This is a genomic window from Streptococcus sp. 27098_8_22, assembly GCF_041432415.1.
GTDB lineage: Bacteria > Bacillota > Bacilli > Lactobacillales > Streptococcaceae > Streptococcus > Streptococcus pseudopneumoniae_M.
This window is the reverse complement of the sequence record NZ_JAPVZP010000004.1, coordinates 19,688-43,240: the sequence shown is the minus strand read 5'-3', so window position 1 is coordinate 43,240 and position 23,553 is coordinate 19,688. Positions and strand designations below refer to the sequence as shown.

The following is a 23,553-nucleotide window of genomic DNA, read 5'->3' as shown; positions in this document are numbered from 1 at the left end:
ATGTTGCAGGCTTTTTTGTCCTGCACTTCTTACGAGTTTTGACTGTTTTTGTGTCGTTTAAGGAAAGGATAAAAATGATTCAACAAGATTTTCGGACAAAAGTGGGAAATACTGTTTTTGGTGTTCGGGCGACAGCCTTGATTGTAAAAGACAATCGCTTGTTAGTCGTAGAAGATGAGGATGTTTTTTATACAATTGGAGGTGCCATTCAAGTGGATGAAGCTACTGAAGATGCTGTGGTTCGAGAAGTAAAGGAAGAACTTGGTGTCGCATCTAAAGCTGTTCAGTTAGCTTTCATTGTTGAAAACCGCTTTGAACAAGCTGGGGTCCACTATCATAATATCGAATTCCATTATTTAGTGGACTTGCTGGAAGATGCACCGTTAACCATGCAAGAAGATGCGAAGCCATTACCTTGCCGGTGGCTTGCTTTAAATGACCTACATACTATTAATCTTAAGCCGGCATTTTTAAAAACTACCTTACCAAATTGGGACGGACAATTACAACACATCCATCTTAACGAATAGGAGAGAAAATGATGGTTAAGCTCATTGCCCATGTTCTTGTTCATAGTGGTGGTGATTATTTGCTCATTCAGCGTTCGAAAATTAAAAGAGGACAACCCAACGTTTATCCAACTTACTGGGATATTCCTGGTGGTGGGGTTGAAAAGGGTGAACTTCCACGAGATGGAGCTCTTAGAGAATGTTTTGAAGAAGCGGGAGTTAGGCTAGACAGCGGTTCGCTCAAACTTCTTCACGAAGATAGTCAACTGGATATCTCTAAGGATACTGTCTTTACTCGCTTAGTTTATAAAGCAGAGTGGGTTGGGGAGAAGCCAATTATCAGATTAGATCCTGAAGAGCATACGCACTTTAAATGGGTTACTATGGCTCAAGCTCTAGAGGAGGAGAAGTTAGTTCCTTATTTACGAGAAATTTTTGAAAGGTTAAGAAATGACTTATAATTTTATAGAAGATTACGATATTATAGTTATCGGTGCGGGACACGCGGGGGTCGAAGCTTCCCTAGCTGCGAGCCGTATGGGTTGCAAGGTCTTGCTTGCGACCATTAACATTGAGATGTTGGCTTTCATGCCATGTAATCCGTCTATTGGTGGTTCTGCCAAGGGGATTGTCGTGCGCGAAGTCGACGCTCTCGGTGGGGAAATGGCCAAGACCATTGACAAGACTTACATCCAGATGAAGATGCTTAACACTGGGAAAGGTCCAGCTGTTCGTGCCCTTCGTGCGCAAGCTGACAAGGAACTCTACTCTAAGGAAATGCGCAAGACAGTTGAAAATCAAGAGAATCTCACTCTTCGTCAAACCATGATTGATGAGATTTTGGTGGAAGATGGCAAGGTTGTCGGTGTGCGTACGGCAACTCATCAAGAGTATGCTGCTAAGGCTGTAATTGTGACCACAGGGACAGCCCTCCGTGGGGAAATCATCATCGGAGACCTCAAGTACTCATCAGGTCCAAACCACAGCCTAGCTTCTATTAACCTTGCTGACAATCTCAAGGAACTTGGTCTCGAAATTGGTCGTTTCAAGACAGGAACCCCTCCACGTGTCAAGGCTTCCTCTATCAACTATGATGTGACAGAGATTCAGCCAGGAGACGAAGCGCCTAATCACTTCTCATACACTTCACGTGATGAGGACTATGTTAAGGATCAAGTGCCATGCTGGTTGACCTACACCAATGGTACCAGTCATGAGATTATCCAAAATAACCTCCATCGTGCACCTATGTTCACAGGTGTAGTCAAGGGAGTAGGTCCTCGTTACTGTCCGTCGATTGAGGACAAGATTGTTCGCTTTGCAGACAAGGAACGTCACCAACTCTTCCTTGAGCCAGAAGGGCGCAATACAGAGGAAGTCTATGTGCAAGGCCTCTCAACCAGTCTGCCTGAGGATGTCCAGCGTGAGCTGGTGCATTCTATCAAAGGTTTAGAAAATGCAGAAATGATGCGAACTGGTTATGCCATTGAGTATGATATGGTCTTACCACACCAGTTGCGTGCGACTCTGGAAACCAAGAAAATCTCAGGACTTTTCACAGCTGGTCAAACAAATGGTACGTCTGGTTACGAAGAGGCTGCGGGCCAAGGGATTATCGCAGGTATCAATGCTGCTCTGAAAATCCAAGGTAAGCCTGAGTTAATTTTGAAGCGCAGTGACGGTTATATCGGGGTTATGATTGATGACTTGGTGACCAAGGGAACCATTGAACCTTACCGTCTCTTGACCAGTCGTGCTGAATATCGCCTCATTCTCCGTCATGATAATGCCGATATGCGCTTGACTGAGATGGGACGCGAGATTGGTCTTGTGGATGATGAACGTTGGGCTCGATTTGAGATTAAGAAAAACCAATTTGACAATGAGATGAAGCGTTTGGATAGCATCAAACTCAAGCCAGTCAAGGAAACCAATGCTAAGGTTGAAGCAATGGGCTTCAAACCATTGACAGATGCAGTCACTGCCAAGGAGTTCCTTCGTCGTCCAGAAGTTTCTTACCAAGATGTGGTGGCCTTCATCGGACCAGCTGCTGAAGAGTTAGATGACAAGATTATCGAATTGATTGAAACAGAAATCAAGTACGAAGGCTACATCTCAAAAGCCATGGATCAGGTTGCCAAGATGAAACGCATGGAAGAAAAACGTATTCCAGCCAACATCGACTGGGATGACATTGACTCTATCGCGACTGAGGCTCGCCAGAAGTTCAAACTCATTAATCCAGAAACCATCGGTCAAGCTAGCCGTATTTCTGGGGTTAACCCAGCAGATATCTCCATTCTTATGGTGTATCTGGAAGGTAAAAATCGAAGCATTTCAAAAAATTTAGAAAAAAAGGCTGACTAAAGACAAAGTGCTGAATTCTCTTTTGGGAATTCAGCTTTTTTGATAGAATCGTCCTCCATTTTCGAATAAAGAGAAAAGGAGGAATGACCATGCTGACGGTAGAAGAAAAAAATTTTTTAGACCACTATAAAAATACTTCCTATCATCGTTTTTATGAGATTGAACGCTTTGCTAGTCTCTGTCAAAAGTTAGACAAATGGCCACCACAGGCTGACAAGATTTAGACTTTTTGATATACTAGAACAAATTAAAACATAGGAGAGAATGAATGAACGTATATGGCAGATTAGAAGAGGAACCAACTCCATCTTGGACGGGAATTCAGGATGATTTAGTTGGGAGAGAGGAGCGCTTCGAGGATGAACCAAGTTCATTTGCTCCCTTACCATTATTTAAGATCCTAATCTGGAGCACTCTAGTTGTACTTGTATCTGTAGTTCTTCCTTTCTTGCTAGGACTAACTAGCCCAGAGCAGTCTCAGGATTTTTATATTGGATGGGCTATGCACCAGGGGGGAGATATCTACACAGACTATTTTGGAACGAGTGGTCTTCTCTATTACTTTTTACAGTATCTAAGCAAGGGTAGTATTTTGTTTGCCGCCTTTACTTGGCTTGCTCTAGTGGGTGCTGGGATTTTTCTTTTCCGTTCAACTTATACCTTGACGGAGGAGAACAAGCAGTCGCAACAAGTGTTGACCATCTTTTATCTTCTTGCTGGAGGACTTAGCTTTGGCGGTGGCTATGCCACTATTTTGGCCCTTCCATTCCTGTTTTACGCTCTCAGTTTAGTAACTAGGTATTTGGTAGAGTATAATCATGACAAAGGTTTCGTACGTATCGGGATGAGTTTGGCGCTTGCCTTCTTCTTTGCCCCTCTCGTCACAACTTTATATGCTCTAGTCTTATTCTTTGCTTTGTTAGCCTTTAATATTGGGCGTGGTCGCTTGGTTCATGGGCTCTATCAATTCTTTGCAGCTGGTCTTGGATTCTCGCTCTTCTTTTATCCAATTGGTTACTATACGGCTTATAATGGGAGTTTTGGGAACGCTATCAGTCAGATCCTCTATCCAGTAGATAGTTTGAAATTTATGTCCAATCCAGCCTTACTGGACAACCTCCTTTTTTATGGATTGTTAACAATTGGTCTTGGAGGATTAAGGCTCGTATTTACAGGGCTTTTCCAGTCTAAACCAAGCAAGCAATACGTCTTATCTATTTTTACTTCAGTAGCGATCCTATTGTTACTAGGCTTGAAAATTTACTCTACAGAACCGATTCACGGTAGTCGTATAGCTGAGCTTCTTCCTTTCTTGTCCATTCTTTTATTGACTCATATTCGAACTGGGAAATTAGAAGGAGCTAATCGCCGTAGAAAACATCGAGAAGTACCCTCAATATGGGCAGTATTTCTTCAGGGTAATGTCTATTTGCCAGTTTTAGCTTTGGTCTACCTATTTTTGGCTCCTCTGGTGGCCCGTTATGTTCTTCACTCAGAACAATATCAAGAACGTGCTCGTATGGAAACTACGGTTAAAGGACAAACACAGGCAACCGATCGTATTTATATATGGGATGATCTTACTAATGGTTATAAGACTAGTGAACGTTTAGCAGCTAGTCAGTTGCTATCACCAAAATTATATACTGGTCTTGATGCAAATCGTAGCAAACTTGTCAATGATTTACGTGATAATCAGCCTAAAGTGATTGTGGTCAATACCAAAACAGCTCTCTGGACGGAAGTGGAACAGCTTCTAGCAGAAAGCTACCAACCAGTTCAAAGTGAATTCAAAGACTTTAAACTTTACAAATTAAAATAAAATAATCAATATCTAGTGTAAATTTTATGAAAATAGGAATTTTAATACTAGATATTGATTTTTATTTTTATAGTGATATAATACTTTAAGAAAGAATATTTAAGAAAAGAGCCTGGATATGATTGTATTGGAAGAAAAAACAAACCCTGATCCAACCTTATTTGTTGAAAAGCGCGACGGTAGACGCGTCATTTTTGATGTAGATAAGATTGATAAAGCCTTACACAAGGCTGCAGAAAAAGTCATGGATGTAACCCCCTTGGTAGAAAAGCGTCTTAATACTCTAATTGAACGTATTGTAGAGGAGATTCATAGTCGCTTTCCTCAAGGTGTAAAAATCTATGAAATCCAAAATATCGTAGAACATGAGTTATTGGAAGCTAAAGAATATGCCTTGGCAGAGGAATATATCACTTATCGAACTCAAAGGGATTTTGAGCGCTCAAAAGCAACAGATATCAACTTCAGTATCCATAAACTTCTCAACAAAGACCAGGCAGTTGTCAATGAGAATGCTAATAAAGATAGTGATGTTTTTAATACCCAGCGTGATTTGACGGCGGGGATTGTTGGGAAATCAATCGGTCTTCAAATGCTTCCTAAGCATGTGGCTAATGCCCACCAAAAAGGAGATATCCACTATCACGATTTGGACTATAGCCCTTACACTCCGATGACCAACTGCTGTCTGATTGATTTCAAGGGCATGTTGGAAAATGGTTTTAAGATTGGGAATGCTGAGGTAGAGAGTCCTAAGTCTATTCAGACTGCGACTGCTCAGATATCGCAAATCATCGCTAACGTTGCATCAAGTCAGTATGGAGGCTGTTCAGCAGACCGTATTGATGAAGTCTTGGCTCCTTATGCAGAAAAAAATTACCAAAAACACCTCAAAGATGCAGAGGAATGGGTACTGCCTGACAAGCGCGAAGAATATGCCTGGAAGAAAACCCAAAAAGACATCTATGATGCTATGCAATCATTGGAGTATGAAATCAATACCCTCTTCACTTCAAATGGGCAAACACCCTTTACTTCCCTTGGTTTCGGTCTAGGAACCAATCGTTTTGAACGCGAAATTCAAAAGGCAATCTTGAACATTCGTATCAAGGGGCTTGGTTCAGAACACCGCACAGCTATCTTCCCGAAACTTATCTTTACTCTTAAAAGAGGACTTAACTTGGAGGAAAGTTCACCTAACTACGATATCAAGCAGTTGGCCCTTGAGTGTGCAACTAAACGCATGTATCCAGATGTTTTGTCTTACGATAAGATTATCGAATTGACAGGTTCTTTCAAAGTTCCGATGGGTTGCCGATCATTTCTTCAAGGCTGGAAGGATGAAAATGGAGTTGAAGTTAACTCTGGCCGTATGAACCTAGGTGTTGTGACGGTCAATCTTCCTCGTATCGCTCTCGAGTCTGAAGGCGACATGAATAAGTTCTGGGAAATTTTCAATGAGCGTATGAATATCGCTGAAGATGCACTGGTCTATCGTGTAGAGAGAACCAAGGAAGCAACTCCAGCTAATGCTCCTATCCTTTATCAATACGGAGCTTTTGGCCGTCGTCTTGGTAAAGAAGAAAGTGTTGACGAGCTCTTTAAGAATCGCCGTGCTACTGTTTCGCTTGGCTACATTGGACTTTATGAAGTAGCGACAGTATTCTTTGGTAACAATTGGGAAACCAATCCAGAAGCTAAAGAATTTACCCTTGATATCATTCGAGACATGAAACATCGAGTAGAAGAGTGGTCAGACCAATATGGTTATCACTTCTCTATTTATTCAACACCATCTGAAAGTTTAACAGACCGCTTCTGTCGCCTGGATACAGAGAAATTCGGTTCTATTCCAGACATCACAGATAAAGAGTATTACACAAATTCCTTCCATTATGATGTCCGCAAAAATCCAACTCCTTTTGAAAAATTGGATTTTGAGAAGGTTTATCCAGAAGCGGGTGCATCAGGTGGCTTTATCCACTACTGTGAGTACCCAGTTCTTCAACAAAATCCAAAGGCCTTGGAAGCTGTTTGGGATTATGCTTATGATCGTGTAGGTTATCTAGGAACTAATACTCCGATTGATCGTTGCTACAAGTGTGATTTCGAAGGAGACTTTGATCCAACTGAGAGAGGATTTGCGTGTCCTAACTGCGGCAATAGTGATCCAAAAACAGTAGACGTTGTTAAACGGACCTGTGGCTATCTTGGGAATCCACAAGCTCGTCCAATGGTTAACGGACGTCACAAGGAAATTGCTGCGCGTGTGAAACACATGAACGGTTCTACTATCAAAGCAGCAGGACATGAAGTAAGAAATTAGAAAGAGATAGAATGGGAAAATATCAATTAGATGATAAGGGCAAGGCCTTGGTACAACGATTCCACGAAAAGCATTCAAAGGGTGGAGTTAATAAAAAAGACCGAGTGGCTAGCCTTAGAGAGCAATTTTTAAATAAGAATAAGAAAAAGTGAGAGTCCGCTCTCGCTTTTCTCTTAGTTGGAGGTAAAGATGATATTACGCAGACCAAGATTGGCAGATAAAGAAACAATTTTAGAGATGATGTCAGAGTTTGAGCAGACTCAATCAGCCCACGACGGCGGTTTTTGGGATGCTGAGAACTTTGATTATGAGAATTGGCTAGAAACTAACCTTAATAAAGAAATGGGAATAAACTTGCCTGAAAATCGCGTCCCATCAATTCAGTTCGTATTGTTTGATGAATCAGGCCATGCTTTAGGTTTTTTAAATTTACGATTGAGACTGAATGAGGGACTGCTGAATTATGCAGGGAATATAGGATATTCTATTCGCCCATCTGAAAGAGGTAAAGGTTATGCTAAGGAAGCTCTCCGTCAGGGCTTGCAAATTGCCAAGGAAAAGAACATCCATCGTGCTCTGGTGACTTGTAGCACAGAAAATCTTGCCAGCAGAGCTGTTATCTTAGCTAATGGTGGAGAGTTGGAGGATGTTCGAAATGGAACGGAGCGCTATTGGATAGAGTTGGAGTAGAAGGATGACATGGAATACACCAAAGCCAGGCGAGTGGAAGAGTGAAGAACTCAGTCAAGGGCGCATCATTGACTACAAGGCTTTTAACTTTGTTGATGGAGAAGGTGTGCGCAATTCTCTCTATGTAGCAGGTTGTATGTTTCACTGTGAGGGCTGTTATAATGTTGCGACCTGGTCTTTCAATGCTGGTATCCCATATACGCCAGAGTTAGAAGAACAAATCATGACAGATCTGGCCCAACCCTATGTTCAAGGATTGACTTTATTAGGAGGAGAGCCTTTCCTCAATACAGGAATCCTCTTGCCTCTCGTGAAACGTATACGGAAAGAATTGCCAGAAAAAGATATCTGGTCATGGACGGGATACACATGGGAAGAAATGATGCTGGAGACTCCAGACAAACTGGAACTCTTGTCGCTGATTGATATCATGGTCGATGGACGCTATGATAAAAGCAAGCGTAATCTCATGCTTCAGTTCCGTGGCTCTTCCAACCAACGGATTATCGATGTGCAAAAGTCTCTCCAAAGTGGAAAGGTAGTCATTTGGGACAAGCTTAACGATGGAAAAGAAAGCTATGAACAGGTGAAGAGAGAATGAAGAAAAAAGAGTTAATAAAAAGACTAGTATCTGAAATAGAGTCGGGAAAAGTAAAAACGCTGGGTATCTACGGTCACGGAGCTTCAGGGAAATCAACTTTTGCCCAAGAATTATACCAAGCATTGGATGCTGAAAAGGTAAATTTACTAGAAACAGATCCCTATATTACTTCAGGACGACATTTGGTAGTGCCTAAAGAAAAACCGGACCAAAAGGTGACAGCATGTTTACCAGTAGCGCATGAGCTGGCAAGTTTACAAAGAGATATTCTTGCTCTGCAGGCGGGTATGGACATCTTAACAATTGAGGAACCCTGGAAGGCTAGCGAGATCTTATCTGGAGCAAAACCAATTCTGATAGTCGAAGGGATGTCTGTGGGTTTTCTACCCAAGGAACTCTTTGATAAAACTGTTTGTTTCTACACGGATGAAGAGACCGAATTAAAGAGACGTCTAGCTCGAGATACGACTGTGAGAAATGGCGATGCATCCATTATATTGGCTAGTCAGCAGATGAGACGAGAGCAGTATCTACAATACTATAAAGAAACCGAGTCAAGAGCTGATATCTTGGTAGATCAATCAGATGATAAATTTCAAATTAAAACTAACATTATCATTATGTAGAAGAAAAGTCAGAAAATCCAGCACTTAAATATGCAAATTCATTAAAATGGAACAAGAAAACAGTTTCATTTAAAAAATTTAAAAAAACCTGTCAAATCCCTTGCAATCGCAGGGGCTTTGTGTTATTCTATTATGGTGCTGTAAATTACAGCTTTAGCTTTGATGCAAGAGGTTGCGACACGCTCGGTTGCATTGCCACGCAACGCGCGTCGGTTTTCTTGTGGAGCTAGCCTATTATCTTAAATAGACGAAAAGGAGAAAAAGATGGCAAACAAAAAAATCCGTATCCGTTTGAAAGCTTACGAACACCGTACGCTTGACACAGCGGCTGCAAAAATCGTAGAATCAGCTACTCGTACAGGTGCACAAGTTGCGGGTCCAATCCCACTTCCAACTGAGCGTAGCCTCTACACAATCATTCGTGCGACTCACAAATACAAAGACTCTCGCGAACAATTTGAAATGCGTACACACAAACGTTTGATCGATATCGTTAACCCAACTCAAAAAACAGTTGACGCTTTGATGAAATTGGATCTTCCAAGTGGTGTAAACGTAGAAATCAAACTTTAATTTAAAGCTTGATAACTTGAGCATAAAAAACGCTCGTTAAAAACTTTTTGAATAAAAAATATAGAAAAGGAACTATTTTCTCATGACAAAAGGAATCTTAGGGAAAAAAGTGGGAATGACTCAAATCTTCACTGAAGCTGGCGAATTGATCCCTGTAACAGTTATTGAAGCAACTCCAAACGTTGTTCTTCAAGTTAAAACTGTTGAAACAGACGGATACAACGCTATCCAAGTTGGTTTCGATGACAAACGCGAAGTATTGAGCAACAAACCTGCTAAAGGACATGTAGCAAAAGCTAACACGGCTCCTAAGCGCTTCATTCGTGAATTCAAAAACGTTGAAGGCTTGGAAGTTGGTGCTGAAATCACAGTTGAAACTTTCGCAGCTGGAGATGTTGTTGACGTAACTGGTACTTCTAAAGGTAAAGGTTTCCAAGGTGTTATCAAACGCCACGGACAATCACGTGGACCTATGGCTCACGGTTCTCGTTACCACCGTCGTCCAGGTTCTATGGGACCTGTTGCACCTAACCGCGTATTCAAAGGTAAAAACCTTGCAGGACGTATGGGTGGTGACCGTGTAACAATTCAAAACCTTGAAGTTGTACAAGTTGTTCCAGAAAAGAACGTTATCCTTATCAAAGGTAACGTACCAGGTGCTAAGAAATCTCTTATCACTATCAAATCAGCAGTTAAAGCTGGTAAATAATAAGGAAAGGGGAATACAGTCAAAATGGCAAATGTAACATTATTCGACCAAACTGGTAAACAAGCGGGCGAAGTTGTTCTTAACGATGCAATCTTTGGTATCGAACCAAACCAATCTGTTGTGTTTGATGTCATCATCAGCCAACGTGCTAGCCTTCGTCAAGGAACTCACGCTGTTAAAAACCGTTCAGCCGTTTCAGGTGGTGGACGCAAACCATGGCGTCAAAAAGGAACTGGACGTGCTCGTCAAGGTTCTATCCGCTCTCCACAATGGCGTGGTGGTGGAATCGTCTTCGGACCAACTCCACGTAGCTATGCGTACAAACTTCCTCAAAAAGTTCGTCGCCTTGCACTAAAATCTGTTTACTCAGAAAAAGTTGCTGAAAACAAATTTGTAGCCGTTGATTCTCTTGAATTTACAGCTCCAAAAACTGCTGAATTTGCAAAAGTTCTTGCAGCTTTGAGCATCGATTCTAAAGTCCTTGTTATTCTTGAAGAAGGAAACGAATTCGCAGCTCTTTCAGCTCGTAACCTTCCAAACGTGAAAGTTGCGACTGCTACAACTGCAAGTGTTCTTGACATCGCAAATAGTGACAAACTTCTTGTTACTCAAGCAGCTATCTCTAAAATCGAGGAGGTTCTTGCATAATGAATTTGTATGATGTTATCAAAAAACCTGTTATCACTGAAAGCTCAATGGCTCAACTTGAAGCAGGAAAATATGTATTTGAAGTTGACACTCGTGCTCACAAACTTTTGATCAAGCAAGCTGTTGAAGCTGCTTTCGAAGGTGTTAAAGTTGCAAATGTTAACACAATCAACGTAAAACCTAAAGCTAAACGTGTTGGACGTTACACTGGTTTTACTAACAAAACTAAAAAAGCTATTATCACTCTTACAGCTGATTCAAAAGCAATCGAGTTGTTTGCTGCTGAAGCTGAATAATCTAAGGAGGAAATATCGTGGGAATTCGTGTTTATAAACCAACAACAAACGGTCGCCGTAATATGACTTCTTTGGATTTCGCTGAAATCACAACAAGCACACCTGAAAAAACTTTGCTTGTTGCTTTGAAGAACAAGGCTGGTCGTAACAACAACGGTCGTATCACAGTTCGTCACCAAGGTGGTGGACACAAACGTTTCTACCGTTTGGTTGACTTTAAACGTAACAAAGATAACGTTGAAGCAGTTGTTAAAACTATCGAGTACGATCCAAACCGTTCTGCAAACATCGCTCTTGTACACTACACTGACGGTGTGAAAGCATACATCATCGCTCCAAAAGGTCTTGAAGTTGGTCAACGTATCGTTTCAGGTCCTGAAGCAGATATCAAAGTAGGTAACGCTCTTCCACTTGCTAACATCCCAGTTGGTACTTTGGTTCACAACATTGAGTTGAAACCAGGTCGTGGTGGTGAATTGGTTCGTGCTGCTGGAGCTTCTGCTCAAGTATTGGGACAAGAAGGTAAATACGTTCTTGTTCGTCTTCAATCAGGCGAAGTTCGTATGATTCTTGGAACTTGTCGTGCTACAGTTGGTGTTGTCGGAAACGAACAACATGGACTTGTAAACCTTGGTAAAGCAGGTCGTAGCCGTTGGAAAGGTATCCGCCCAACAGTTCGTGGTTCTGTAATGAACCCTAACGACCACCCACACGGTGGTGGTGAAGGTAAAGCACCAGTTGGTCGTAAAGCACCATCTACTCCATGGGGCAAACCTGCTCTTGGTCTTAAAACTCGTAACAAGAAAGCGAAATCTGACAAACTTATCGTTCGTCGTCGCAACGAGAAATAATTTAAAACTAGTCGCTTAAGCAACTAGAAATTCCGCCAGCTCGGTAGCGCTCCTTGTGAGCGCAAGCCGCTGTGGTACAAAATTTAAAGGAGAAAATATAAAAATGGGACGCAGTCTTAAAAAAGGACCTTTCGTCGATGAGCATTTGATGAAAAAAGTTGAAGCTCAAGCTAACGACGAAAAGAAAAAAGTTATCAAAACTTGGTCACGTCGTTCAACGATCTTCCCAAGTTTCATTGGTTACACTATCGCAGTTTATGATGGACGTAAACACGTACCTGTTTACATCCAAGAAGACATGGTAGGTCACAAGCTTGGTGAATTCGCACCAACTCGTACTTACAAAGGTCACGCCGCAGACGACAAGAAGACACGTAGAAAATAAGGAGAACATAAATGGCAGAAATTACTTCAGCTAAAGCAATGGCTCGCACAGTACGTGTTTCACCTCGTAAATCACGTCTTGTTCTTGACAACATCCGTGGTAAAAGCGTAGCCGATGCAATCGCAATTTTGACATTCACTCCAAACAAAGCTGCTGAAATCATCTTGAAAGTTTTGAACTCAGCTGTAGCTAACGCTGAAAACAACTTTGGTTTGGATAAAGCTAACTTGGTAGTATCTGAAGCATTCGCAAACGAAGGACCAACTATGAAACGTTTCCGTCCACGTGCGAAAGGTTCAGCTTCACCAATCAACAAACGTACAGCTCACATCACTGTAGCTGTTGCAGAAAAATAAGGAGGTAAAATCGTGGGTCAAAAAGTACATCCAATTGGTATGCGTGTCGGCATCATCCGTGATTGGGATGCCAAATGGTATGCTGAAAAAGAATACGCGGATTACCTTCATGAAGATCTTGCAATCCGTAAATTCGTTCAAAAAGAACTTGCTGACGCAGCTGTTTCAACTATTGAAATCGAACGCGCAGTAAACAAAGTTAACGTTTCACTTCACACTGCTAAACCAGGTATGGTTATCGGTAAAGGTGGTGCTAACGTTGATGCACTTCGTGCTAAACTTAACAAATTGACTGGAAAACAAGTACACATCAACATCATCGAAATCAAACAACCTGATTTGGATGCTCACCTTGTTGGTGAAGGAATTGCTCGTCAATTGGAGCAACGTGTTGCTTTCCGTCGTGCACAAAAACAAGCAATCCAACGTGCAATGCGTGCTGGAGCTAAAGGAATCAAAACTCAAGTATCAGGTCGTTTGAACGGTGCAGATATCGCCCGTGCTGAAGGATACTCTGAGGGAACTGTTCCACTTCACACACTTCGTGCAGATATCGATTATGCTTGGGAAGAAGCAGACACTACATATGGTAAACTTGGTGTTAAAGTATGGATCTACCGTGGTGAAGTTCTTCCAGCTCGTAAAAACACTAAAGGAGGTAAATAACCAATGTTAGTACCTAAACGTGTTAAACACCGTCGTGAATTCCGTGGTAAAATGCGCGGTGAAGCTAAAGGTGGAAAAGAAGTAGCATTCGGTGAATACGGTCTTCAAGCTACAACTAGCCATTGGATCACTAATCGCCAAATCGAAGCTGCTCGTATCGCCATGACTCGTTACATGAAACGTGGTGGTAAAGTTTGGATTAAAATCTTCCCACACAAATCATACACAGCTAAGGCTATCGGGGTTCGTATGGGATCTGGTAAAGGGGCACCTGAAGGTTGGGTAGCACCAGTTAAACGTGGTAAAGTAATGTTTGAAGTTGCAGGTGTATCTGAAGAGATCGCTCGCGAAGCGCTTCGTCTTGCAAGCCACAAATTGCCAGTTAAATGTAAATTCGTAAAACGTGAAGCAGAATAAGGAGAAGGCATGAAACTTAATGAAGTAAAAGAATTTGTTAAAGAACTTCGTGGTCTTTCTCAAGAAGAACTCGCGAAGCGCGAAAACGAATTGAAAAAAGAATTGTTTGAACTTCGTTTCCAAGCTGCTACTGGTCAATTAGAACAAACAGCTCGCTTGAAAGAAGTTAAAAAACAAATCGCTCGTATCAAAACAGTTCAATCTGAAGCGAAATAATAGACTAGGGAAGGAGAAATTTCAATGGAACGCAATAATCGTAAAGTTCTTGTTGGACGTGTTGTATCTGACAAAATGGACAAGACAATCACAGTTGTAGTTGAAACAAAACGTAACCACCCAGTCTATGGTAAACGTATTAACTACTCTAAAAAATACAAAGCACATGATGAAAACAATGTTGCCAAAGAAGGCGATATCGTACGTATCATGGAAACTCGTCCGCTTTCAGCTACAAAACGTTTCCGTCTTGTAGAAGTCGTTGAAGAAGCGGTTATCATCTAATCAAACCTGAAAGGAGAAAACTGAAATGATTCAAACAGAAACTCGTTTGAAAGTCGCAGACAACAGCGGTGCACGCGAAATCTTGACTATCAAAGTTCTTGGTGGTTCTAAACGTAAATTTGCGAACATCGGTGATGTTATTGTGGCATCTGTAAAACAAGCTACTCCTGGTGGTGCGGTTAAAAAAGGTGACGTTGTTAAAGCAGTTATCGTTCGTACTAAATCAGGTGCTCGTCGTGCTGATGGTTCATACATCAAATTTGACGAAAATGCAGCAGTTATCATCCGTGAAGATAAAACTCCTCGCGGAACACGTATCTTTGGCCCAGTTGCACGTGAATTGCGTGAAGGTGGCTTCATGAAGATCGTGTCACTTGCTCCAGAAGTACTTTAATTGATTGCTCAAAGAAAATTAAAACAAGTCTAGGAAGTAAGACGAAAGCATAACTTAAGTTAGGTGAGTTGAAACTGACGAAGGTTTGCTTTAATTTTCACAGAGCAAAAACAAACAAACACAGTCCCCTGACATAGCCAGGGTGCCCATTGGGCGTAAGAATAAAAGGAGAAAAAAATGTTTGTAAAAAAAGGCGACAAAGTTCGCGTAATCGCTGGTAAAGATAAGGGAACAGAAGCTGTTGTCCTTACTGCCCTTCCAAAAGTAAACAAAGTTATCGTTGAAGGTGTTAACATCGTTAAGAAACACCAACGTCCAACTAACGAGCTTCCTCAAGGTGGTATCATCGAGAAAGAAGCAGCTATCCACGTATCAAACGTTCAAGTTTTGGACAAAAATGGTGTAGCTGGTCGTGTTGGTTACAAATTTGTAGACGGTAAAAAAGTTCGCTACAACAAAAAATCAGGCGAAGTGCTTGATTAATCACGAAGGAAAGGAGAAGTATAATGGCAAATCGTTTAAAAGAAAAATATCTTAATGAAGTAGTTCCTGCTTTGACAGAACAATTCAACTACTCATCAGTGATGGCTGTGCCTAAAGTAGATAAGATCGTTTTGAACATGGGTGTTGGTGAAGCTGTATCAAACGCTAAAAGTCTTGAAAAAGCTGCTGAAGAATTGGCGCTTATCTCAGGTCAAAAACCACTTATCACTAAAGCTAAAAAATCAATCGCCGGCTTCCGTCTTCGTGAAGGTGTAGCGATCGGTGCAAAAGTTACCCTTCGTGGTGAACGTATGTACGAATTCTTGGATAAATTGGTTTCAGTTTCACTTCCACGTGTGCGTGACTTCCACGGTGTTCCAACAAAATCATTTGATGGACGCGGAAACTACACTCTTGGTGTGAAAGAACAATTGATTTTCCCAGAAATCAACTTTGATGACGTTGACAAAACTCGTGGTCTTGACATCGTTATCGTAACAACTGCTAACACTGACGAAGAGTCACGTGCATTGCTTACAGGCCTTGGAATGCCTTTTGCAAAATAATATAGGAGGTATAACTAATGGCTAAAAAATCTATGATTGCTAAGAACAAACGCCCAGCGAAGTTCTCTACTCAAGCATACACTCGCTGTGAACGTTGTGGACGTCCACACTCAGTTTACCGCAAGTTTAAACTTTGCCGTGTTTGCTTCCGTGAATTGGCATATAAAGGACAAATCCCTGGTGTAACAAAAGCATCTTGGTAATATCATGATACAAAGAGCGTAACAACCCCAGCAAAAATAGGAGATTTGGTGCAGGAGCGATGCTCCAAGACAAATCTATCTTTTTTGCCCAGGTTGTAGCTCGTGTTCAAATGAGATTATCTTGTTTGAATGTGTCAATACAATCTGAGCCCAGCTCAATCATTAACTAGCAAGTGCAACTTGCAAACTACTAGTAAGAGGAGAAAATAAAATGGTTATGACTGACCCAATCGCAGACTTCCTAACTCGTATTCGTAACGCTAACCAAGCAAAACACGAAGTACTTGAAGTACCTGCATCAAACATCAAAAAAGGGATTGCAGAAATCCTTAAACGCGAAGGTTTTGTTAAGAACGTAGAAATCATCGAAGATGACAAACAAGGAATCATCCGTGTATTCCTTAAATACGGACCAAACGGTGAAAAAGTTATCACAAACTTGAAACGTGTTTCTAAACCAGGACTTCGTGTCTACAAAAAACGTGAAGACCTTCCAAAAGTACTTAACGGACTTGGAATTGCTATCCTTTCAACTTCTGAAGGTTTGCTTACTGATAAAGAAGCACGCCAAAAGAACGTTGGTGGTGAGGTTATCGCTTACGTTTGGTAAAATCAAGATACAAAGCTCGTAAAGAACAAAGCAAAATTAGGAAGTTGGAGCAGTTTGTTTACAAACAAGCCAACTTATCTATTTTGCACAGTTCTTAGAGCGTGTTCAGTTCAGCTAATGAACGAATTTGGTATCTGGTTTAATTAATGAACTAATTGAACATGGGCTAAAGTCTGTGTGAAAAAGATAAACTTTCCTAGAAACTTCAGTTTCTTCTTCAAGTTTTCTATTTTCACTTTGACTTTATAACGCCCTCTGTATCTTAGTTCCCCGTGAAAACTGGCCGTCATGGCCTGACAATTTAACAGGAGAATAAAAACATGTCACGTATTGGTAATAAAGTTATCGTGTTGCCTGCTGGTGTTGAAATCACTAACAATGACAACGTTGTAACTGTAAAAGGACCTAAAGGAGAACTTACTCGTGAGTTCTCAAAAGATATTGAAATCCGTGTGGAAGGAACTGAAGTAACTCTTCACCGTCCAAACGATTCAAAAGAAATGAAAACTATCCACGGAACTACTCGTGCCCTTTTGAACAATATGGTTGTTGGAGTATCAGAAGGATTCAAGAAACAACTTGAAATGCGTGGGGTTGGTTACCGTGCACAACTTCAAGGAAACAAACTTGTCTTGGCTGTTGGTAAATCTCATCCAGACGAAGTTGAAGCTCCAGAAGGAATTACTTTTGAACTTCCAAACCCAACAAACATTGTTATCAGCGGAATTTCAAAAGAAGTAGTTGGTCAAACAGCTGCTTACGTACGTAGCCTTCGCTCACCAGAACCTTATAAAGGTAAAGGTATCCGTTACGTTGGCGAATACGTTCGTCTTAAAGAAGGTAAAACAGGTAAATAATGTTGAGTGGTTGATCTTCAACCACCAGCATATTTTCCAACTTTGTGCATAGCACACGATTTAAAACTAAAGAGGTGAAAACTGTGATTTCTAAACCAGATAAAAACAAACTCCGCCAAAAACGCCACCGTCGCGTTCGCGGAAAACTCTCTGGAACTGCTGATCGCCCACGTTTGAACGTATTCCGTTCTAATACAGGCATCTACGCTCAAGTTATTGATGACGTAGCGGGTGTAACGCTCGCAAGTGCTTCAACTCTTGACAAAGAAGTTTCAAAAGGAACAAAAACTGAACAAGCCGTTGCTGTCGGTAAACTCGTTGCAGAACGTGCAAACGCTAAAGGTATTTCAGAAGTGGTGTTCGACCGCGGTGGATATCTATATCACGGACGTGTGAAAGCTTTGGCTGATGCAGCTCGTGAAAACGGATTGAAATTCTAATAGGAGGACACTAGAAAATGGCATTTAAAGACAATGCAGTTGAATTAGAAGAACGCGTAGTTGCTGTTAACCGTGTTACTAAAGTTGTTAAAGGTGGACGTCGTCTTCGTTTTGCAGCTCTTGTAGTCGTTGGTGACCACAACGGTCGCGTAGGATTTGGTACTGGTAAAGCTCAAGAAGTTCCAGAAGCAATCCGCAAAGCAGTAGAAGATGCTAAGAAAAACTTGATCGAAGTTCCTATGGTTGGAACAACAATCCCACACGAAGTTATTTCAGAATTCGGTGGAGCTAAAGTATTGTTGAAACCAGCTGTAGAAGGTTCTGGAGTTGCCGCTGGTGGTGCTGTTCGTGCCGTTATCGAGTTGGCAGGTGTAGCTGATGTTACATCTAAATCTCTTGGCTCAAATACTCCAATCAACATTGTTCGCGCAACTGTTGAAGGTTTGAAACAATTGAAACGCGCTGAAGAAGTTGCTGCCCTTCGTGGTATTTCAGTTTCTGATTTGGCATAAGAAAGGGGATAAAATGGCTCAAATTAAAATTACTTTGACTAAGTCTCCAATCGGACGCATTCCATCACAACGTAAAACTGTTGTAGCACTTGGACTTGGCAAATTGAACAGCTCTGTTATTAAAGAAGATAACCCAGCAGTACGTGGTATGATCACTGCAGTATCTCACTTGGTAACAGTTGAAGAAGTAAACTAATGAAATTTTAGGGGATGTGCAGTATACCATCCCCTAAAACTAGATATAGTCATCTTTGATGACAAAGGTATAGGCGAGTTGATAGGAGAGACAACCTTTTTTCTCTTATCGGCGCTAGCATTTTACAAAAGAGGAGAAAATATATAATGAAACTTCATGAATTGAAACCTGCAGAAGGTTCTCGTAAAACTCGTAACCGTGTTGGTCGTGGTACTTCATCAGGTAACGGTAAAACATCTGGACGTGGTCAAAAAGGTCAAAAAGCTCGTAGCGGTGGCGGAGTTCGCCTTGGATTTGAGGGTGGACAAACTCCATTGTTCCGTCGTCTTCCAAAACGTGGATTTACTAACATCAACGCTAAAGAATACGCAATTGTTAACCTTGACCAATTGAACGTCTTTGAAGATGGTGCAGAAGTAACTCCAGTTGTTCTTATCGAAGCAGGAATTGTTAAAGCTGAAAAATCAGGTATCAAAATCCTTGGTAACGGTGAGTTGACTAAGAAATTATCTGTGAAAGCAGCTAAATTCTCTAAATCAGCTGAAGAAGCTATCACTGCTAAAGGTGGTTCAGTAGAAGTCATCTAAGAGAGGTGACCTATGTTTTTTAAATTATTGAGAGAAGCTCTCAAGGTCAAGCAAGTTCGATCAAAAATTCTTTTTACAATTTTTATCGTTTTGGTCTTCCGTATCGGGACTAGTATTACAGTTCCATGGGTGAATGCCAATAGCTTGAATGCTTTGAGTGGTCTATCTTTTCTAAATATGTTAAGTTTGGTGTCTGGTAATGCCATGAAAAACTTTTCAGTTTTTGCACTTGGTGTTAGTCCATACATTACTGCTTCTATCGTTGTCCAACTCTTACAAATGGATTTATTACCAAAGTTTGTAGAGTGGGGCAAACAAGGGGAAGTTGGTCGTAGAAAGTTGAACCAGGCAACTCGATATATTGCCCTTGTTCTTGCATTCGTGCAATCTATCGGAATTACAGCTGGTTTTAATGCTTTATCTGGAGCCAAACTGTTGACTGTTCCTCTAACACCACAAGTTTTCCTTGTGATTGGAGCAATCCTAACAGCGGGTAGTATGATTGTAACTTGGTTGGGAGAGCAAATTACTGATAAGGGTTATGGGAATGGTGTTTCCATGATTATCTTTGCGGGGATTGTTGCTTCAATTCCTGATATGATTAAGGGTATCTATGTTGATTATTTTGTCAACGTACCAAGCGACCGCTTGACTTCATCCCTCATTTTTGTTGCTATCTTAATCGTAGCAGTCTTATTGATTGTTTACTTTACAACTTATGTTCAACAAGCTGAATATAAGATACCAATTCAGTATACTAAGGTAGCACAAGGAGCACCGTCAAGTTCCTATCTTCCATTGAAGATTAACCCTGCTGGAGTTATTCCAGTTATCTTTGCTAGCTCAATTACAGCAGCACCAGCGGCAATTTTACAATTTGTAAGTGCATCTGGTCTTGATTGGGCCTGGGTACGTAGTGCTCAGGAGTTACTATCTACAACAGCTCCTACAGGTATCGCTTTGTACGCTCTGTTGATTATCCTCTTTACATTCTTCTATACATTTGTACAGATTAATCCAGAGAAGGCAGCAGAAAATTTGCAAAAGAGCGGTGCTTATATCCACGGTGTCCGTCCTGGTAAAGGGACAGAAGAGTATATGTCAAAACTTCTTCGTCGTCTCGCAACAGTCGGTTCCCTCTTCTTAGGTGTTATTTCTATTTTACCTATTGTAGCTAAGGATTTATTCGGTCTTTCAGAAGTCGTTGCTTTTGGGGGAACAAGTCTTTTGATCATTATCTCAACAGGTATTGAAGGAATTAAACAATTGGAAGGTTATTTATTGAAACGTAAGTATGTTGGTTTCATGAATACAACAGAATAATTGTAATAGAAAAGAAAATTCACTATTGCTCAGAGAGTGGAGTTTAAAAATCAAAGACCTTGTCAGATTTTTATCTCCTCTCTTCTATTTTGTTTTTAAATAGGAGTTGAAATGAATTTTTGCTTCTATTTAAAAATAAAAAAGGAGTTTGAATCATGAATCTTTTGATTATGGGCTTACCTGGTGCAGGTAAGGGTACACAAGCAGCAAAAATTGTTGAACAATTCCATGTTGCTCATATCTCAACAGGTGATATGTTCCGTGCGGCAATGGCTAACCAAACTGAAATGGGTGTCTTAGCTAAGTCTTATATCGACCAAGGCGAGTTGGTTCCAGATGAAGTTACAAACGGTATCGTTAAAGAACGTTTGGCTCAAGATGACATTAAGGATAAAGGATTCCTCTTAGACGGTTTCCCTCGTACCATTGAACAAGCACACGCTTTGGATCAAATTTTGGTAGAGCTTGGTCTTGAACTTGAGGGTGTAATCAATATTGAAGTAGATCCATCATGTCTACTCGAACGTTTGAGTGGTCGTATCATTCATCGTGAAACTGGCGAAACTTTCCACAAAGTTTTCAACCCACCAGTTGACTACAAAGAAGAAGACTATTACCAACGTGAAGATGACAAACCTGAAACAGTAAAACGTCGTTTGGATGTCAATATTGCCCAAGGTGAACCGATTATTGCCCACTATCGCGCTAAAGGTTTGGTACATGATATCGAAGGTAATCAAGATATCAATGATGTATTTGCAGATATCGAAAAAGTATTGACAAATTTGAAATAAAAGCGTTTTTCATGCTTGCAAAATGTTTCTACAAATGTTATACTGAATTAGTCTGACTTATAATTGTTGTCTCTGTGCCTAGAGGCATCAAATCGAAATTTATGGAGGTACTTTTGCGTGGCAAAAGACGATGTGATTGAAGTTGAAGGTAAAGTAGTTGATACTATGCCGAATGCAATGTTTACGGTTGAACTTGAAAATGGACATCAGATTTTAGCAACAGTTTCTGGTAAAATTCGTAAAAACTATATTCGTATTTTAGCGGGAGATCGTGTTACTGTCGAAATGAGTCCATATGACTTGACACGTGGACGTATCACTTACCGCTTTAAATAATCGAAAAACTTGGAGGGATAAGAAATGAAAGTAAGACCATCGGTCAAACCAATTTGCGAATACTGTAAAGTTATTCGTCGTAATGGTCGTGTTATGGTAATTTGCCCAGCAAATCCAAAACACAAACAACGTCAAGGATAAGATAGAAAGGAGAAAACATGGCTCGTATTGCTGGAGTTGACATTCCAAATGACAAACGCGTAGTAATTTCATTGACTTATGTATACGGTATCGGACTTCCAACATCTAAGAAAATCTTGGCAGCTGCTGGAATTTCAGAAGATGTACGTGTTCGCGATCTTACACCAGATCAAGAAGATGCTATCCGTCGTGAAGTGGATGCAATCAAAGTTGAAGGTGACCTTCGTCGTGAAGTAAACTTGAACATCAAACGTTTGATGGAAATCGGTTCATACCGTGGTATCCGTCACCGTCGTGGACTTCCTGTCCGTGGACAAAACACTAAAAACAACGCTCGCACTCGTAAAGGTAAAGCTGTTGCGATTGCTGGTAAGAAAAAATAATATAGGAGGTAAAAGTCTTGGCTAAACCAACACGTAAACGTCGTGTGAAAAAGAATATCGAATCTGGTATTGCTCATATTCACGCTACATTTAATAACACTATTGTTATGATTACTGATGTGCATGGTAATGCAATTGCTTGGTCATCAGCTGGTGCTCTTGGTTTTAAAGGTTCTCGTAAATCTACACCATTTGCTGCTCAAATGGCTTCTGAAGCTGCTGCTAAATCTGCACAAGAACACGGTCTTAAGTCAGTTGAAGTTACTGTTAAGGGTCCAGGTTCTGGTCGTGAGTCAGCTATTCGTGCTCTTGCTGCCGCTGGTCTTGAAGTAACAGCAATTCGTGATGTGACTCCAGTGCCACACAATGGTGCTCGTCCTCCAAAACGTCGCCGTGTATAATCATAACCTTACACTGCTTTTCGTTTAAGAGGGAGTAACTAAATGATCGAGTTTGAAAAACCAAATATAACAAAAATTGATGAAAATAAAGATTATGGCAAGTTTGTAATCGAACCGCTTGAACGTGGTTACGGTACAACACTTGGTAACTCTCTTCGTCGTGTACTTCTAGCTTCTCTTCCAGGGGCTGCTGTAACATCTATCAATATCGAAGGTGTATTGCATGAATTTGATACAGTTCCGGGTGTTCGCGAAGACGTGATGCAAATCATTCTGAACATCAAAGGTATTGCAGTAAAATCTTACGTTAAAGACGAAAAGATCATTGAACTAGATGTGCAAGGTCCTGCTGAAATTACAGCTGGAGATATCTTGACAGATAGCGACATTGAAATTGTAAATCCAGATCATTATCTCTTTACAATCGGTGAAGGTTCTTCTCTAAAAGCGACAATGACTGTTAACAGTGGTCGTGGATATGTACCTGCTGATGAAAATAAAAAAGATAATGCACCAGTTGGAACACTTGCTGTAGATTCTATTTATACACCAGTTACAAAAGTCAACTATCAAGTTGAACCTGCTCGTGTAGGTAGCAATGATGGTTTCGACAAATTAACCCTTGAAATCTTGACTAATGGAACAATTATTCCAGAAGATGCTTTAGGGCTTTCAGCGCGTATCTTGACTGAGCACCTTGATTTGTTTACAAATCTTACAGAGATTGCTAAGTCAGCAGAAGTGATGAAAGAAGCTGATACTGAATCGGACGACCGTATCTTGGAACGTACGATTGAGGAACTTGACTTGTCTGTGCGTTCATACAACTGTTTGAAACGTGCCGGTATCAACACTGTGCATGATTTGACAGAAAAATCTGAAGCAGAGATGATGAAAGTAAGAAATCTTGGACGCAAGAGTTTGGAAGAAGTGAAAGTCAAACTCATTGATTTGGGTCTTGGATTAAAAGATAAATAAAGGAGG

38 protein-coding genes are annotated in these 23,553 nt (G+C 40.9%); all 38 read left to right on the top strand.

Annotated elements, in window-relative coordinates; translation table 11 throughout:
* Positions 1–74 precede the first annotated feature (74 nt).
* The 38 genes from O3633_RS06205 to O3633_RS06020 all read left to right on the top strand — a co-directional run bounded on the left by O3633_RS06205 (position 75) and on the right by O3633_RS06020 (position 23,547).
* The gene (locus O3633_RS06205) at positions 75–530 is read left to right on the top strand and encodes an NUDIX hydrolase (RefSeq protein WP_049530299.1); all 456 of its coding nucleotides are present in this window, start codon (positions 75–77) and stop codon (positions 528–530) included.
* An 8-nt stretch (positions 531–538) separates the two neighbouring features.
* The gene (locus O3633_RS06200) at positions 539–970 is read left to right on the top strand and encodes an NUDIX hydrolase (protein ID WP_371620740.1); all 432 of its coding nucleotides are present in this window, start codon (positions 539–541) and stop codon (positions 968–970) included.
* On the top strand, positions 960–2,876 hold the full coding sequence (gene mnmG / locus O3633_RS06195) for a tRNA uridine-5-carboxymethylaminomethyl(34) synthesis enzyme MnmG (protein ID WP_371620739.1): 1,917 nt from the start codon (positions 960–962) through the stop codon (positions 2,874–2,876). The genes O3633_RS06200 and mnmG overlap by 11 nt, the downstream gene beginning before the upstream one ends.
* A gap of 89 nt (positions 2,877–2,965) precedes the next feature.
* Complete coding sequence (locus tag O3633_RS06190; RefSeq protein ID WP_257721053.1) at positions 2,966–3,100, top strand: hypothetical protein; 135 nt, start codon at positions 2,966–2,968, stop codon at positions 3,098–3,100.
* A 44-nt stretch (positions 3,101–3,144) separates the two neighbouring features.
* Positions 3,145–4,698 (top strand): damage-inducible protein CinA, encoded by a 1,554-nt coding sequence (locus O3633_RS06185; RefSeq protein ID WP_371620738.1) that lies wholly within the window; start codon positions 3,145–3,147, stop codon positions 4,696–4,698.
* A gap of 118 nt (positions 4,699–4,816) precedes the next feature.
* Positions 4,817–7,024 (top strand): anaerobic ribonucleoside-triphosphate reductase, encoded by a 2,208-nt coding sequence (gene nrdD, locus O3633_RS06180; protein ID WP_371620737.1) that lies wholly within the window; start codon positions 4,817–4,819, stop codon positions 7,022–7,024.
* An 11-nt stretch (positions 7,025–7,035) separates the two neighbouring features.
* Positions 7,036–7,176, top strand: coding sequence for a hypothetical protein (locus O3633_RS06175; RefSeq protein ID WP_000521611.1), 141 nt, complete (start codon positions 7,036–7,038; stop codon positions 7,174–7,176).
* 37 nt (positions 7,177–7,213) lie between these two features.
* A complete protein-coding gene (locus tag O3633_RS06170) occupies positions 7,214–7,714 on the top strand; it encodes a GNAT family N-acetyltransferase (RefSeq protein ID WP_371620736.1) in 501 nt (166 codons plus the stop codon).
* 4 nt (positions 7,715–7,718) lie between these two features.
* Positions 7,719–8,315: an anaerobic ribonucleoside-triphosphate reductase activating protein gene (gene nrdG / locus O3633_RS06165; RefSeq protein WP_371620735.1), complete on the top strand. Its 597-nt coding sequence runs from the start codon at positions 7,719–7,721 to the stop codon at positions 8,313–8,315.
* Complete coding sequence (locus tag O3633_RS06160; RefSeq protein ID WP_371620734.1) at positions 8,312–8,941, top strand: uridine kinase family protein; 630 nt, start codon at positions 8,312–8,314, stop codon at positions 8,939–8,941. Before nrdG ends, O3633_RS06160 begins: the two co-directional genes overlap by 4 nt.
* Before the next feature lie 264 nt (positions 8,942–9,205).
* Positions 9,206–9,514 carry a 30S ribosomal protein S10 gene (gene rpsJ / locus O3633_RS06155; RefSeq protein WP_001284513.1) on the top strand — a complete coding sequence of 103 codons (309 nt, stop codon included), beginning with the start codon at positions 9,206–9,208 and terminating at the stop codon, positions 9,512–9,514.
* Between the two features lie 82 nt (positions 9,515–9,596).
* On the top strand, positions 9,597–10,223 hold the full coding sequence (rplC, locus tag O3633_RS06150; RefSeq protein ID WP_000160197.1) for a 50S ribosomal protein L3: 627 nt from the start codon (positions 9,597–9,599) through the stop codon (positions 10,221–10,223).
* Positions 10,224–10,247: 24 nt separating this feature from the next.
* The gene (rplD, locus tag O3633_RS06145) at positions 10,248–10,871 is read left to right on the top strand and encodes a 50S ribosomal protein L4 (protein WP_000024549.1); all 624 of its coding nucleotides are present in this window, start codon (positions 10,248–10,250) and stop codon (positions 10,869–10,871) included.
* Positions 10,871–11,167 (top strand): 50S ribosomal protein L23, encoded by a 297-nt coding sequence (locus tag O3633_RS06140; RefSeq protein WP_001055347.1) that lies wholly within the window; start codon positions 10,871–10,873, stop codon positions 11,165–11,167. Before rplD ends, O3633_RS06140 begins: the two co-directional genes overlap by 1 nt.
* A gap of 17 nt (positions 11,168–11,184) precedes the next feature.
* Positions 11,185–12,018, top strand: a complete 834-nt coding sequence (gene rplB, locus O3633_RS06135; RefSeq protein ID WP_000512914.1) for a 50S ribosomal protein L2 — start codon at positions 11,185–11,187, stop codon at positions 12,016–12,018.
* Positions 12,019–12,121: 103 nt separating this feature from the next.
* Positions 12,122–12,403 carry a 30S ribosomal protein S19 gene (gene rpsS, locus O3633_RS06130; protein ID WP_000533766.1) on the top strand — a complete coding sequence of 94 codons (282 nt, stop codon included), beginning with the start codon at positions 12,122–12,124 and terminating at the stop codon, positions 12,401–12,403.
* A gap of 11 nt (positions 12,404–12,414) precedes the next feature.
* Positions 12,415–12,759 (top strand): 50S ribosomal protein L22, encoded by a 345-nt coding sequence (gene rplV / locus O3633_RS06125; RefSeq protein WP_000818137.1) that lies wholly within the window; start codon positions 12,415–12,417, stop codon positions 12,757–12,759.
* 12 nt (positions 12,760–12,771) lie between these two features.
* Positions 12,772–13,425 (top strand): 30S ribosomal protein S3, encoded by a 654-nt coding sequence (gene rpsC, locus O3633_RS06120; RefSeq protein WP_000529936.1) that lies wholly within the window; start codon positions 12,772–12,774, stop codon positions 13,423–13,425.
* A gap of 3 nt (positions 13,426–13,428) precedes the next feature.
* The gene (gene rplP / locus O3633_RS06115; protein WP_000960948.1) at positions 13,429–13,842 is read left to right on the top strand and encodes a 50S ribosomal protein L16; all 414 of its coding nucleotides are present in this window, start codon (positions 13,429–13,431) and stop codon (positions 13,840–13,842) included.
* A 9-nt stretch (positions 13,843–13,851) separates the two neighbouring features.
* Positions 13,852–14,058 carry a 50S ribosomal protein L29 gene (rpmC, locus tag O3633_RS06110; RefSeq protein WP_000772918.1) on the top strand — a complete coding sequence of 69 codons (207 nt, stop codon included), beginning with the start codon at positions 13,852–13,854 and terminating at the stop codon, positions 14,056–14,058.
* Between the two features lie 24 nt (positions 14,059–14,082).
* On the top strand, positions 14,083–14,343 hold the full coding sequence (gene rpsQ / locus O3633_RS06105) for a 30S ribosomal protein S17 (protein WP_000440801.1): 261 nt from the start codon (positions 14,083–14,085) through the stop codon (positions 14,341–14,343).
* A gap of 25 nt (positions 14,344–14,368) precedes the next feature.
* Positions 14,369–14,737, top strand: a complete 369-nt coding sequence (gene rplN / locus O3633_RS06100) for a 50S ribosomal protein L14 (protein WP_000616548.1) — start codon at positions 14,369–14,371, stop codon at positions 14,735–14,737.
* A gap of 177 nt (positions 14,738–14,914) precedes the next feature.
* Entirely contained in the window at positions 14,915–15,220 is a 306-nt protein-coding gene (rplX, locus tag O3633_RS06095) for a 50S ribosomal protein L24 (protein WP_000497691.1), read from the top strand.
* Positions 15,221–15,243: 23 nt separating this feature from the next.
* Positions 15,244–15,786 (top strand): 50S ribosomal protein L5, encoded by a 543-nt coding sequence (gene rplE, locus O3633_RS06090; RefSeq protein WP_000013542.1) that lies wholly within the window; start codon positions 15,244–15,246, stop codon positions 15,784–15,786.
* A 17-nt stretch (positions 15,787–15,803) separates the two neighbouring features.
* Positions 15,804–15,989, top strand: a complete 186-nt coding sequence (locus O3633_RS06085) for a type Z 30S ribosomal protein S14 (RefSeq protein ID WP_001085699.1) — start codon at positions 15,804–15,806, stop codon at positions 15,987–15,989.
* 211 nt (positions 15,990–16,200) lie between these two features.
* The gene (rpsH, locus tag O3633_RS06080) at positions 16,201–16,599 is read left to right on the top strand and encodes a 30S ribosomal protein S8 (RefSeq protein ID WP_000245504.1); all 399 of its coding nucleotides are present in this window, start codon (positions 16,201–16,203) and stop codon (positions 16,597–16,599) included.
* 320 nt (positions 16,600–16,919) lie between these two features.
* The gene (gene rplF, locus O3633_RS06075) at positions 16,920–17,456 is read left to right on the top strand and encodes a 50S ribosomal protein L6 (RefSeq protein WP_000086627.1); all 537 of its coding nucleotides are present in this window, start codon (positions 16,920–16,922) and stop codon (positions 17,454–17,456) included.
* Positions 17,457–17,539: 83 nt separating this feature from the next.
* Positions 17,540–17,896, top strand: a complete 357-nt coding sequence (gene rplR / locus O3633_RS06070) for a 50S ribosomal protein L18 (RefSeq protein ID WP_000624044.1) — start codon at positions 17,540–17,542, stop codon at positions 17,894–17,896.
* 17 nt (positions 17,897–17,913) lie between these two features.
* A complete protein-coding gene (gene rpsE, locus O3633_RS06065; RefSeq protein WP_000874203.1) occupies positions 17,914–18,408 on the top strand; it encodes a 30S ribosomal protein S5 in 495 nt (164 codons plus the stop codon).
* Between the two features lie 13 nt (positions 18,409–18,421).
* Complete coding sequence (gene rpmD / locus O3633_RS06060; RefSeq protein ID WP_000057243.1) at positions 18,422–18,604, top strand: 50S ribosomal protein L30; 183 nt, start codon at positions 18,422–18,424, stop codon at positions 18,602–18,604.
* 146 nt (positions 18,605–18,750) lie between these two features.
* On the top strand, positions 18,751–19,191 hold the full coding sequence (rplO, locus tag O3633_RS06055) for a 50S ribosomal protein L15 (protein WP_000766078.1): 441 nt from the start codon (positions 18,751–18,753) through the stop codon (positions 19,189–19,191).
* A gap of 12 nt (positions 19,192–19,203) precedes the next feature.
* Positions 19,204–20,514 (top strand): preprotein translocase subunit SecY, encoded by a 1,311-nt coding sequence (secY, locus tag O3633_RS06050; protein ID WP_000465405.1) that lies wholly within the window; start codon positions 19,204–19,206, stop codon positions 20,512–20,514.
* 155 nt (positions 20,515–20,669) lie between these two features.
* Complete coding sequence (locus tag O3633_RS06045; RefSeq protein ID WP_371620733.1) at positions 20,670–21,308, top strand: adenylate kinase; 639 nt, start codon at positions 20,670–20,672, stop codon at positions 21,306–21,308.
* Between the two features lie 117 nt (positions 21,309–21,425).
* Positions 21,426–21,644 (top strand): translation initiation factor IF-1, encoded by a 219-nt coding sequence (gene infA, locus O3633_RS06040; RefSeq protein WP_001029883.1) that lies wholly within the window; start codon positions 21,426–21,428, stop codon positions 21,642–21,644.
* A gap of 24 nt (positions 21,645–21,668) precedes the next feature.
* Positions 21,669–21,785 (top strand): 50S ribosomal protein L36, encoded by a 117-nt coding sequence (gene rpmJ, locus O3633_RS06035; RefSeq protein WP_001808836.1) that lies wholly within the window; start codon positions 21,669–21,671, stop codon positions 21,783–21,785.
* Positions 21,786–21,802: 17 nt separating this feature from the next.
* Positions 21,803–22,168 (top strand): 30S ribosomal protein S13, encoded by a 366-nt coding sequence (gene rpsM / locus O3633_RS06030; RefSeq protein WP_000090783.1) that lies wholly within the window; start codon positions 21,803–21,805, stop codon positions 22,166–22,168.
* Between the two features lie 17 nt (positions 22,169–22,185).
* The gene (rpsK, locus tag O3633_RS06025; protein ID WP_001118385.1) at positions 22,186–22,569 is read left to right on the top strand and encodes a 30S ribosomal protein S11; all 384 of its coding nucleotides are present in this window, start codon (positions 22,186–22,188) and stop codon (positions 22,567–22,569) included.
* Positions 22,570–22,611: 42 nt separating this feature from the next.
* Entirely contained in the window at positions 22,612–23,547 is a 936-nt protein-coding gene (locus O3633_RS06020) for a DNA-directed RNA polymerase subunit alpha (protein ID WP_000568996.1), read from the top strand.
* Positions 23,548–23,553 lie beyond the last annotated feature (6 nt).